Source organism: Streptomyces sp. NPDC001536, from assembly GCF_042894505.1.
In the GTDB taxonomy this organism is placed as follows: domain Bacteria; phylum Actinomycetota; class Actinomycetes; order Streptomycetales; family Streptomycetaceae; genus Streptomyces.
The window spans coordinates 138,011-149,794 of record NZ_JBIAVQ010000020.1; the positions used below are offsets into that span (position 1 = coordinate 138,011).

Consider the following 11,784-nt stretch of genomic DNA (forward strand, 5'->3'; position numbering starts at 1 on the left):
CCTCCTCTCCTCTGTAGGCGCTGGCTGAGCTGCGACGCACGGCCCTTGTGAGGACCGTGCCGCCGTTCCGGTGGGCGGCGTGCCGAGTCCGGCCCTGAAGGCGTGGTGGACGGTTCGCGCCCGGTTGCGCCGTACAGGGCCGTGCCGAAGACAGGACAACGCCCGAGGACGGACGGCAGGCGGGGCGGAGAGCCCGCGCGCATGCCCGATGGAGCCAGGCCGGAGGAAGTGGCCGCGACGCGGGCGGCCGGCCATGGAACACACGGGGGCGCTGCCGCGCTGCCTCGCTTCCATGACGCCTCCTGGTCAGCAGATATCCACCACACTCCGTCTCAGCACGCTAACGGCAGCACCCCTCCCCCGTCCGATTTCCCAAGCGGGTGTACAGCGGTGCCCAAGCCCGGCAGGGCCCATCCAAGAGCGGCGTGTCCGATACCCGTGTGCCCCGCCCGGTGCCGCCGTCACAGCATGCGGACGGCGGTCTCCGCGTGCTGCTTGGCATGGGCGAGCAGCACGCGGCTGTTGCGGCCGATCGCCTCGCGCACATGCCGGCGGGCGTGGTCCAGGCTCGCGTCCTCGCCCAGTTCGGCGGCGATGTTCTCCTCGCGCAGGACGACGGTGTGCTGCGCGATGACGGTCACGCCCCGCTCCTCGGGGACGACGGACCATTCGCCGATGTGGGCCTCCAGCAGGGCGGAGGTCGTGGTCTGCTTGTGGATGATGCGCTCGGCGTGCGGGAAGCAGATCCGCACCGAGTCCGTGGTGTGCGTACCGAACTCGGTCAGCGTCTCCATGCTCATGCGCTGCACTCCGGGCTCGTCCTCGGACAGGTCGACCCGGGTGACGTGCGGCACCATGTCCGGCCAGTCCCCGGCCCGGTACAGGAAGTCGTAGACCAGCTCGGCCGGTCCGTTGACGTGCACCGACTCCTCGAAGGTCAGGACGAGTTCGTCCAGGCGCGCCCAGCGCTCGGCGACCGCCTTCAGGTCGGTGAGCTGGCTGCGGCTGTGTCCCTCGGCGGCGCGTTCCGCCCACGCCACGTCGGCGGGCAGGTCGTCGACGACGCTGAAGTCGTACAGCAGTTCCAGCTCGCTGCCGTGCGGCCCCGCGGGACGGACGTGCACGGCGCCGCCCAGTGAGCTCAACGGGGGCGCGGGCAGCTCCTGCCGGAATTCCACACGGCGGTTCACCGGGTCCAGGTGCCGCCATGAGGTCCAGGACTTCAGCTGGCCGTCCATGAAACACCATGTCCGCAGCCGCTCCCGTTCGCCGTCGAACTCCAGGCGTTCCACATGAACGCTCGGGGAGAAATAGAGCGGCCAGTTCACCGCATCGGCAAAGAGGGCGTAGACCACACCGGCGGGTGCGGACACATGGACCTTGTGCGTCGTCTTCTCCGCGAGCTCAACAGACATCTGAACACCTCTCCTACATTGCGCCGACGGGTACGCGAACAGAATTCAGACGGCCGGATGAAAACCGCTGAAGAACGAGCGGAAAGCAGATCGAATAGCGCTGGTCCCGTCAGCCGTCGACTGCCGCGTCGCGCAAGAATTCAGAGGCGCAGACATTGCACGTCCGCACCGGATTGACCGGCGGTACAGGTTCAGCCGACAGGCACGCTCTCCCGGGCCAGGCGGTGGGTGACGCGGCAGGCCCGGCCGAGCAGCCCCGGCAGTTGACGGCCCCGTCCGAAGAAGTGATGACCGGGGACGGTACGCAGCCAGGTGGGCCCCTGGGTCCACTGCCGCCAGCCGTCGGCGATCGTGGGCGGCGCCAGCGGGTTCTCCCGCGAGGCGACCACGAGTACGGGGGTGGTGAGCGGCCCCGCGGACGAGGGCTTGCGGGCCGCCTCCTCCAGGGCCTGGGCGAGCTCCAGGTCGGCGCGGAGCACCGGCAGCATGGCCCGCAGCCAGATCCCTTCGTCGCTCTGCGGCGGCACGGCCCCCTTGCCGCCGAGGACGTGCAGCAGTTCGGCGTCCGTCGCCCCGCGCGCGTCCGGCAGCTCCGAGGGGGTGTCGGGCGGCGGGCAGGCACCGACGGCGAGCAGCGCGGGGCCGGGCAGGCCGGCCTCGTGCAGCGCGCGCGTGACGGTGAAGGCGACCATGGCACCGAGACCGTGCCCGTACAGCACATACGGGTCGGGCCGCGGGTCGGTGAACCGGGGCAGCACATCGGCGAGCAGCCCCTCATGGGTGGTCACCCGGGGTTCGGAGCGCCGCCGTTCACCGCCCGGCAGGGCGACCGGGAGCACCTCGACACCGGGGCCGGTGCTCGCGGCCCAGTGATCGAAGATCGAGAGGCCCCCTTCGGAGTGCGCGAAACAGTGCAGTCGCACCGCCGGTCCGTCCGACATGGCTTCCTCCTCTCCCGCCGCCCCTGGACACACGGGGGTGGGGTTCGAGAATCGCCGGACGACCTCAAAAACCGCTTGAGGGCGGGCGGAGGTCGGCTCTCGCCGGCTCGGCCGCACGGCCGAAGGGTGTGATCATGGAGAAGACCTCCTGCATGGAGAGCTCTCGGAGAGGTCCGTCGCACGGAGGTCTTCGTCGTCGATCGGGAGGTCCGGCCGGCCGCTCCGGCCGACTCGGCCGTAGTACTGAAGACCGGTCGCGGAACACCGCGTTCTCCTGAGCGCTGCTGCGGCCGGGGAGAGCCGAGCGGACGCCGGGCGGACACCGCGGGCCCGCGCGCTGCACTCTCCACACCGCCTCGAAGCCGCGCTCCACCCGGCACCGCGGGGTCAAGCGCGATGCCGGGATGAGGCGTTGATGGACAACGATCTCTGAGTACGACTCGAGCCCCCGCTCCGGCCGGCCTCAGGCGGCGTAGAGATCGAAGGTCGAGCTGCGCCGGATGCCGGCGGAGACGTCCAGCTGCGGGTCGACGGCGAGCATCGCCTGGTGCAACCGCTGCACCTGCGGCGAGGGCTCCACGCCCAGCTCCTCGATGAGCCGGATGCGCAGCTTGCGGTAGACGGACAGGGCCGACGCCTGCCGCCCCGACCGGTACAGCGCCACCATGGCCTGCGAGTGCAGCCCCTCGTGCTGCGGGTAGCGTGCCGTCAGTTCGGCGAGCTCCGCGATGAGTTCGGAGTGCCTTCCGAGCCGCAGATCGGCGTCGATGCGCCGCTCGACGGTGCCGAGCCGGCTCTCCTCCAGGCGCATGACCTCGATCTGGAGGATCGGTCCGACCCGTACGTCGACCAGTGCGGGGCCGCGCCACAGTTCCAGCGCCTTGCGGAAGCAATTGGCCGAAGTCTCGTCGTCCCCGGACTCGAACGCCGACCGTCCTTCCGTGACCATGCGCTCGTACTCGTGGACGTCGACGCTCTCGGGCGATATCTGGAGCAGGTAGCCGCCGTGCCGGGTGGCCAGCACCTCCTTGGCCGCGCCGGGGGCGTCGGGTCCCATCGCGGTGCCCAGGCGCCGGCGCAGTTGCAGGATGTAGGTCTGAAGCGTGGTGAGCGCGCTCTGCGGCGGTTCGGTTCCCCAGATTTCTTCCATGAGCATGGGGACAGGCATCACCCGTCCGGGGTAGAGAGCGAGCAGGGAAAGAATCTGCCGCGGCTTACCGGCCGTCGGGACAATCGACCCCCCGTTGACCTCAGCACTCAACGGACCCAGAACTTGAATCTTCACTGCTTTCCTCCGTACCTCGTCGAGTTCCTCTCGTGGCTGAATTCCGTCACCGTCAGCACACTAGCCGGATTCGCGCCACACCCGACTTTCCTCAACCGGAGCTTGAGGACGTTTCAACTGAAGGCCACAGTCCGGAAATTGATCCACTCAAGGGCATGTAAACGACGACTGGAAGAAGGTGCGCCGCACTATCACAGAACTCTCCGCCGGGTTACCTTTTCGGTTGAATTCCGTTGCAGAGAAACCGGATTACGGAACGTACGGCACCGTTGCGACGCAGGGGCCGTATCGGCCCGATGCCGCCCCTCCCCCGGCATCGGGCCGCGGGCATCGGGGGGTGAGGCAGCAGCGCCTCGGCGGCGGGGTGACGTCCGGGCACGGACGAGAGGTGCGACAGATCCCGGTGGGCATCACGGGCGTCGCGGACGAGCGTGCGTCACGGCATCGGCCGGACGCGGCGGTACGCAGGGCTCCGCACTTCTCGGGCCCGTACATGCCGCTTCCCAAGGCATCGGCACACCGGAGGGACCGGCTGCGCGAAGGCCCTGGGAAAGGGGGGCGGCACTCAACTCGTGGGAACGAGGCGCTCCTTGCCGGTCTTGGGCGCCGGCACCGTGGTCTCGGGGTTGGCGGTGAGGATGGACCGCTGCAGACGCCGCAGCCCTGCCGAAGGCTCCAGACCGAGGTCCCGGACCAGTGTGGCGCGCAGCCGCTGGTAGACCTCCAGGGCCTCTCCGCGTCGCCCGGAGCGGTACAGCGCGAGCATGAACTGGCCGTGCAGGCTCTCATGAGTGCGGTAACGATTCACCAGAACGGTCAGCTCGGCCAGCAGTTCACGGTGGCGCCCCAGCCGCAGATCGGCCTCGATGCGCTGGTCGAGCGCGCACAGCCGGCTCTCCTCGAGACGCTTGATCTCCATGTCCAGCTGTGCCCCGGCCTGGACGTCCGCGAAGGCGGTCCCGGACCACAGCATCAGCGCTTCCCGCAACTGCCGCGCGGCACCGGGGAAGTCACCCGCGTCCATGGCCCGGTATCCCACGCCCGCAAGACGCTCGAAGGTGCGCACGTCACTCTCGCCGTCACCGCTGGCCAGCATGTAACCGCTGGGCATCGTCACCAGCACGTCCTTGGCGGTACGCCGCCTGCCCTCCCCCTCAACGCCGTCGTGCTCGTCCTTCTCCAGGGCAACGGCGATGAGTTCGCGCAGCTGGAGGACGTATGTCTGCAAGGTGGTGCGGGCGCTGCGCGGCGGCGTGGTGCCCCACAGCTCCTCGATCAGGGCGGAGACGGGCACCACCCGGTCGGCGTGCAGCGCCAGGAGCGCCAGCACCTGCCGCGGCTTGGGGGCCGTCGGCGTGATGGAGATTCCGTTCTCCTGTACGGCCAGTGCGCCGAGTACCTCGATGTCCACGCGATCTCCCCTGTCTTATGCCCGAGTGCTCCGGTCGGCCCGCGGCCGTCAACAGATGCCAGTCCGGCGCCATGACAAGAGTAAAAAACAGCACGCGCGGTCTGTCAATACCAAACCGCACATCCTGTATTTTCTTAGTGGACACGTAGCGGCTACAGGCCTTCTACCTGCATATATATTGGTTCTCTAGCGAGATTCAAGGCGCCCTAGAGCAAGCCTCCAGGGCGTAACAGGGCGATACAGGCGAGGATCGATCGAGAAACAGACCATGCGGTCTTCTAATGTTCGAGGTCAGCCCGAGGACTGCTCCGCCGGGGAGACGGCAGCCGACGGCCGCGAGCCGGAGCTCACCAGCCGGTCCAGGTCCTGCCGCCCGGCGAGCCGCGGCAGGAGCACCTCCCAGAAGCGGGTGACGTTCTGCCGCGACAGCCAGGAGTTGTCATCGCCGCCGAGGACCTCGAAACCCGCGGTCGCGGCGACGATGACGCGGGCGCTGTCCGCCCAGGACACCCCTTCCGCCAGAGCACCGTTGCGCTCGGCCCGGCGGAGGCTGTCCTCGACCCAGTGCTGCCACTGCGTGCGCAGGGAGGTCTCCCCCCGGCGGGTGCAGTCGCCCGCGAGCTCGAAGCCGCCGCGGACCACGATGTCGTGGGCGAGGCTGCGCATCAGCTCGTGGGTGGCGTCCACCACCGTCTGCAGCGAGTCGCCCTGCCAGGCCCGCGCCGCCTCGGTGATGCGGTGGACGGCCTTGGCGGCCTCCGCCTCCACCGCGTCGGCGAGCATGCCCTTGTTGGCGAAGTGGAAGTGCAGCGCACCGTTGCTGACACCGGCCCGCCTGCTGATGGTGCTCAACGACGCGGTGACAAAGCCCTCCTCGGCGAACACCTCGGCCGCGGCCTGGATCAGTGCCTGCCGGGTGCGGGCCGCTCGCTCCTGTTTGACCATGTGCTGTCTCCTGAGAACAGGGACGTCGAAGGCCGGCACCGCACCGACATCCCAAGTCCCTCGGAACGTACTGCTATTGCGGGGGGTTGCCGTGTTTGCGCGAGGGCAGCTCGGCGTGCTTCCTGCGGAGCATGGCCAGGGAGCGGATGAGGACCTCGCGAGTCCGGGCCGGGTCGATCACGTCGTCCACCAGACCGCGTTCGGCCGCGTAGTACGGGTGCATGAGCTCGGCCTTGTACTCCTTGACCATCTTCTGCCGCATGGCCTCGGGGTCCTCGGCCTCGGCTATCTGCCGGCGGAAGATGACGTTGGCTGCGCCCTCGGCGCCCATCACGGCGATCTCGTTCGTCGGCCACGCGTACGTCAGGTCGGCGCCGATGGACTGGGAGTCCATGACGATGTACGCGCCGCCGTACGCCTTGCGCAGCACCAGCGAGACCCGCGGCACGGTCGCGTTGCAGTAGGCGTACAGCAGCTTCGCGCCGTGCCTGATGATTCCGCCGTGCTCCTGGTCGACACCTGGGAGGAAGCCCGGGACATCCAGGAAGGTCATGATCGGGATATTGAAGGCGTCGCACATCTGGACGAAGCGCGCGGCCTTTTCGCTGGCCTCGATGTCCAGGACGCCGGCCAGGGTCTGGGGCTGGTTGGCCACGAACGCGACGGTCTGCCCGTCGAGCCGGCCCAGCGCGCAGATGATGTTCCGCGCCCAGCCCTCGTGGACCTCCAGGTACTCGCCGTCGTCGACGACCTCCTCGATGACCTTGGCCATGTCGTACGGCCGGTTGCCGTCGGCCGGCACCAGGTCCAGGAGCGCGTCCGAGCGCCGGTCGATGTAGTCGCCGCCGCGCACCCTCGGCGGGGCCTCGCGGTTGTTCTGCGGCAGCAACGACAGGAGGTAGCGCACCTCCGCGATGCACGTCTCCTCGTCGTCGTAGGCGAAGTGGCACACGCCCGAGGTCTCGGCGTGCACGTCCGCGCCGCCCAGCCCGTTCTGCGAGATCTCTTCCCCGGTCACGGCCTTGACCACGTCCGGGCCGGTGATGAACATCTGCGAGGTCTCACGGACCATGAACACGAAGTCCGTCAGCGCGGGACTGTAGGCCGCACCACCCGCGCACGGGCCCAGCATCACCGAGATCTGCGGGATGACACCCGAGGCCTTCGTGTTGCGCTGGAAGATGCCGCCATACCCGGCGAGCGCCGAGACGCCTTCCTGGATGCGGGCGCCGGCGCCGTCGTTCAGCGACACCAGCGGAGCCCCAGTAGCGATGGCCATGTCCATGATCTTGTGGATCTTGGTGGCGTGGGCCTCGCCCAGCGCGCCGCCGAAGATCCGGAAGTCGTGCGCGTACACGAAAACGGTACGTCCATCGACTGTGCCCCAGCCGGTGACCACACCATCCGTGTACGGCTTCTTCACTTCCAGTCCGAAACCGCTTGCCCGGTGCCGGCGCAGTTGCTCGACCTCCTGGAACGAACCCGGGTCCAGCAGCAGTTCGATCCGCTCCCGGGCGGTCAGCTTGCCCTTGGCATGCTGCGCCTCGGTCGCCTGCTGACTGGGGCCGGCCAGCGCCTGTTCGCGGATGCTGTCCAGCTCCGCCACGCGCCCGCGTATATCGGCAGGTCCCGGTTCCGTCGAAGCCCGGCTCGTCATAGCCATGTCAGGTGCCTTCCTGGGACAAGGCCGAGGAGGTCCCGCCCCGGGTCCATGAAGCCATCGTAACAAACCGCTTATGCGGTTTCTGGTTGAGGAGTGAAGGAACTAGGGAGATATGCCTCGCCATCAGCGCCAACTCTCGGGCGCCGCATAGGCGTCCGGCTCCTGCCACCAGCGGATTTCAGCCGCCGGCAGCTCCTCGGGCGCCTCCTCCGCGCCCGCCTGCAGGGCGAGCAGTACCGTGACCACGGCGGCCAGTTCCACCTCGTCAGGCCACCCTCGCTCCACCCTGATCAGGGCTTCTCCCCTCTCCATGCGACCGATCCCCCTTTATGTCGGGCCTGGAGACACGGTCGGGGAAACAACTCAAGAACGACTTTCAGATCGCTTGAGGTAGGGGGCGGGTCACGTCACACGCGCCCCGGCCGACGACGGGCGCCCCATGAATCGGCGCACCACGGGAGACCTGCCGGGGTCTCCATCACCCCAGGAGCCAGCCAATGATCATCTACACATTCGGGAACGCATCGTTCCATTTATCGCATGGCTGACTGCGGCATTCCTTCTAGAAATTAAACCGGATGGTATGTATCTTCGCTCTCCTGAGGGATCCACCACTCACATTCAAGCCGAGGCGGCTCAGGGGGAACCATGTCTGCGAGCACGTTCCACATGGATCGCGCGAAACACAGCGCGGCGCTCACCGAGAGCGACACGATGGCCTCCATCGAGGCCCGTGCCCTGCTCTACCGGTCCTTGACCACCACTGTTCCCAAGGAACTCGTCCACCGTGCGAGCGTCGCCGAGGTCATGCTGACCGACTGGGAGCGGGTGACCGACGATCGCTTCACCGTCGCCGCCCAGTGGCCTCGCGGGCACAGCTTCTTCGCCAACGTGGACGACTGCCACGACCCGCTCATCGCAGCGGAAACGATCCGGCAGGCCGGAACGCTCCTGACGCACGCGGAGTTCGGCGTCCCGCTCGGTTACCACTTCCTCATGTGGGATCTCTCGGTCTCCGTAGAGCCGGCGCACCTTCGCGTCGGCACCGCGCCGGCTTCGGTCGACGTCGAGATGACCTGTGAGGACGTCAAGCGACGTGGCGACAAGCTGGCAGGCTGCCGGTTCAACGCGGTGATCCGCCGCAACGGCCAGGTCGTCGTGACCGGAAGCGCCAATTTCACCTGCACCTCCGCCAAGGTCTATGAACGACTGCGCGGCGACCGCGGCGACACCGCGCAACGGCAGCTGCCGCTCACCGCTCCCATGGCGCCCCAGAACGTCGGCCGGGTCTCCCCCATGGACGTCGTCCTGTCACCCATCGGAGAACCGGACCGCTGGCTGCTGAGGGTGGACACCCGCCACCCGATTCTCTTCGATCACCCGGTCGACCACGTGCCCGGCATGATGCTGCTGGAAGCCGCCCGCCAGGCCGCGACCGCGCTCCTGGGCCGACCTTCCCTGCCTCTCGACATCAGCAGCGAGTTCATGAAGTACGCGGAACTGGACGCTCCCTGTGTGATCGAAGCACGCCGCCTCCCCGGCTCGGCCACGGACCGGGGCGAGTCGGTGCTCGTGACCGGCTACCAGGACGAGACTCCTGTGTTCCGGTCCACCCTGACCATGGCACCGGCCGCCGCGTAACGGCCCGTCCCACATGGCGGGGCCCGCACCCCCGCTGTGTCGGCACCGGCCCCGCGGTGCGCGAGTGAGCTTCGGCCCGCTCCCACAGGGCGGCGCCCGCTCGACGCGTCCCGTACCCGCTCAACGCCGGTTCCTCGAACCGCGGCACGGCGCCGGGTCGGCGACCGGAGGGGGCATCCCACTCCCCGGTCAGCGGCCCGGCGCCGCCGCGACATCCCTGGGCTCGGCAGACTCCCTGTGTTCCGGCGGCAGGGGGGAAGACGGTGCCGCTGGAGCACGACGAGAACGACGGCCGGGGAGACCTCACCACCCGTCGCACTCCAGCCATTTGTGCGGTGCGGGCGCCCCGGGAGCCATCGTCACCGACGACGCGGACGGCACCGAGGACCGCCGGCCGCGCACCCCGGTCGGCGACCGTGGACCGGCGAGGTACCCGGCGTCCGTCCGAGCCGCCGCAACCACCCTCGCGGCCTTCGCGGAATCCCTGGCCATGACGCGAACACGCAGTTCGGCCGGAAGCCGCTCAACCACTTCGCCGTCCCCTGTTCCGACGACTCGCCGACGCCAGGATCACCGGGGACTCGCCCCCACCCGATGGGGTGCGGCGCCTCTCCGCACCCTGATCGAATCGCTGCTTCCCGCCTCCCCGGCACGGTGATTTTCCGCAACTCCTTGAAAGTCGTACGGCCGAAGGGGTGCGCGATCTCCAGTTGTCTGTAAGATACAAACTGGGCGGTTTTTTTAGTGGGTCTCCGGGCTCATCGATCAGAGGAGGCCGAAAGTGGCGAAACAGGACAGGGCGATCCGCACCCGTCGGACGATCCTCACGGCAGCAGCCAGTGTCTTCGAGGAGCACGGCTACCAAGCCGCCACGATCTCCGAGATCCTCTCCACGGCCGGAGTGACCAAGGGAGCCTTGTACTTCCATTTCAACTCCAAGGAAGAACTGGCGTTCGGCGTCCTCGACGCACAGCACATCCAGTTCTCCATCCCGAGCAGGCCCTGCAAGCTGCAGGAACTCGTGGACACGGCGATGCTGCACGCGTACCGGCTCCAGACCGATCCCATGGTGCGCGCCAGCGTGCGCCTGGCCATGGACCAGACGGCGACAGGCCTGGACCGTACCGGCCCGTTCCTGCGCTGGAGCGAGATCACACACGATCTGCTGAAGCAAGCACAGGCCCAGGGCGAGTTGTTGCCGCAAGTCGTACCGACCAAGTCCTCGGACGTGTTCGTGGGGTCCTTCGCCGGTGTCCAGTCCATGTCCCAGGTCCTGAGCGGCTATCAGGACCTCACCGACAGGGTCAGTGAGATGCTCCGCCACCTGCTGCCCAGTCTGGCGCAGCCCTCCGTGATCGCCTCCCTGCGGCTGTCCGCGTCCCAGGGTGCCAAGGTCTTCGAAGAGGTCCAGGACCTGATGGAGGAGCAGAAGGCGCCGGTAGCGGTCGACTGAGCAGCAAGGCAGCGCCATGTGCCGGGCCGTGTTACCTCCGGTCCGCGTGTACTTTGGGATCGAGAGTCACATCCGGTTTCGAGACGTTCGGCAGTTCAGACGCACGGTACCGGTGGCAGGGGTCCCCCCACGCCCCTCAGCTGACGCCACAAAGCACTAACGGCCGGTACATCTACCGTCTGCTGCATGGGGGGTTGGGGCATGGGATCGCTCGTCGGAAAGACAGCACTGGTCACGGGAGCCAGCCGAGGGATCGGCAGAGGGATCGCTCGCGAACTCGCGCGCCAGGGAGCGTTGGTCGCGGTTCACTACGGCGAGAACCAACAAGCAGCGCGTGAGACCGTCGAGTTGATCGGCCAGGAAGGCGGACAGGCCTTTCCCGTCCGGGCCGAACTGGGCGTACCGGGCGACATCGAGACGCTGTACTCCCAGGTGGAGGACGGTCTGGCGCGGCAGGGCCAGGGGCCCGAGCTCGACATTCTCGTCAACAACGCGGCAGTCAGCGGATCCGCCCGGATCGACGAGGTGACGCCCGAGCTGTTCGACCGCCTGTTCGCCGTGAACACCAGGTCACTGCTGTTCCTTGTGCAGCGAGGCCTGAAGAATCTGCGCAACGGCGGCCGCATCATCAACGTCTCCTCGGCGGCCACCCGCATCGCCTACCCCGAATCCGTCGTGTACTCGATGACCAAAGGGGCCTTGAACACCTTCACCCTGGCCCTGGCCAAGGAACTCGGTCCCCGTGGCATCACGGTGAACGCGGTCGGCCCCGGGTTCGTGGAGACCGACATGAACGCGGGCAAGCGGGCAACCGAGGACGCCGCGGCGAAACTCGCCTCCTGGTCTGTCTTCAACCGGGTCGGCCGGCCGTCCGACATCGCCGAGATCGTGGCGTTCCTGGCCTCGGACGCGTCCCGTTGGATCACCGGTCAGTGCCTCGACGCCAGCGGCGGCTCCGGTCTCTGACCCCGCGCCGGCACCCTCCCCTGCTCCTCCCTGGCCTGCCCCGGCCCTGGCCTGACTGGCCATA

The 11,784-nt window shown here is 68.2% G+C and carries 10 protein-coding genes; 3 read left to right on the forward strand and 7 right to left on the reverse strand.

Annotated features, from left to right (window positions below):
* Positions 1–461 precede the first annotated feature (461 nt).
* The 7 genes from ACFY0U_RS40025 to ACFY0U_RS40055 all read right to left on the reverse strand — a co-directional run bounded on the left by ACFY0U_RS40025 (position 462) and on the right by ACFY0U_RS40055 (position 7,972).
* Positions 462–1,415 (reverse strand): aromatase/cyclase, encoded by a 954-nt coding sequence (locus ACFY0U_RS40025; RefSeq protein WP_388644619.1) that lies wholly within the window; start codon positions 1,413–1,415, stop codon positions 462–464.
* Positions 1,416–1,606: 191 nt separating this feature from the next.
* Positions 1,607–2,356, reverse strand: coding sequence for a thioesterase II family protein (locus ACFY0U_RS40030; protein WP_388644622.1), 750 nt, complete (start codon positions 2,354–2,356; stop codon positions 1,607–1,609).
* A 463-nt stretch (positions 2,357–2,819) separates the two neighbouring features.
* Complete coding sequence (locus ACFY0U_RS40035) at positions 2,820–3,641, reverse strand: BTAD domain-containing putative transcriptional regulator (RefSeq protein ID WP_388644624.1); 822 nt, start codon at positions 3,639–3,641, stop codon at positions 2,820–2,822.
* 565 nt (positions 3,642–4,206) lie between these two features.
* The gene (locus tag ACFY0U_RS40040; RefSeq protein ID WP_388644627.1) at positions 4,207–5,052 is read right to left on the reverse strand and encodes a BTAD domain-containing putative transcriptional regulator; all 846 of its coding nucleotides are present in this window, start codon (positions 5,050–5,052) and stop codon (positions 4,207–4,209) included.
* Between the two features lie 291 nt (positions 5,053–5,343).
* A complete protein-coding gene (locus tag ACFY0U_RS40045) occupies positions 5,344–5,997 on the reverse strand; it encodes a ScbR family autoregulator-binding transcription factor (RefSeq protein WP_388644629.1) in 654 nt (217 codons plus the stop codon).
* 73 nt (positions 5,998–6,070) lie between these two features.
* A complete protein-coding gene (locus ACFY0U_RS40050; protein ID WP_388644632.1) occupies positions 6,071–7,660 on the reverse strand; it encodes an acyl-CoA carboxylase subunit beta in 1,590 nt (529 codons plus the stop codon).
* A gap of 123 nt (positions 7,661–7,783) precedes the next feature.
* Positions 7,784–7,972 carry an acyl-CoA carboxylase subunit epsilon gene (locus ACFY0U_RS40055; RefSeq protein ID WP_388644635.1) on the reverse strand — a complete coding sequence of 63 codons (189 nt, stop codon included), beginning with the start codon at positions 7,970–7,972 and terminating at the stop codon, positions 7,784–7,786.
* A 336-nt stretch (positions 7,973–8,308) separates the two neighbouring features.
* Here ACFY0U_RS40055 and ACFY0U_RS40060 point away from each other — a divergent pair, with 336 nt between their 5' ends.
* The 3 genes from ACFY0U_RS40060 to ACFY0U_RS40070 all read left to right on the forward strand — a co-directional run bounded on the left by ACFY0U_RS40060 (position 8,309) and on the right by ACFY0U_RS40070 (position 11,720).
* Complete coding sequence (locus ACFY0U_RS40060; protein WP_388644637.1) at positions 8,309–9,301, forward strand: ScbA/BarX family gamma-butyrolactone biosynthesis protein; 993 nt, start codon at positions 8,309–8,311, stop codon at positions 9,299–9,301.
* Positions 9,302–10,082: 781 nt separating this feature from the next.
* Positions 10,083–10,754 (forward strand): ScbR family autoregulator-binding transcription factor, encoded by a 672-nt coding sequence (locus ACFY0U_RS40065; RefSeq protein WP_388644640.1) that lies wholly within the window; start codon positions 10,083–10,085, stop codon positions 10,752–10,754.
* 201 nt (positions 10,755–10,955) lie between these two features.
* Entirely contained in the window at positions 10,956–11,720 is a 765-nt protein-coding gene (locus ACFY0U_RS40070) for an SDR family oxidoreductase (RefSeq protein WP_388644643.1), read from the forward strand.
* Positions 11,721–11,784: the final 64 nt, after the last annotated feature.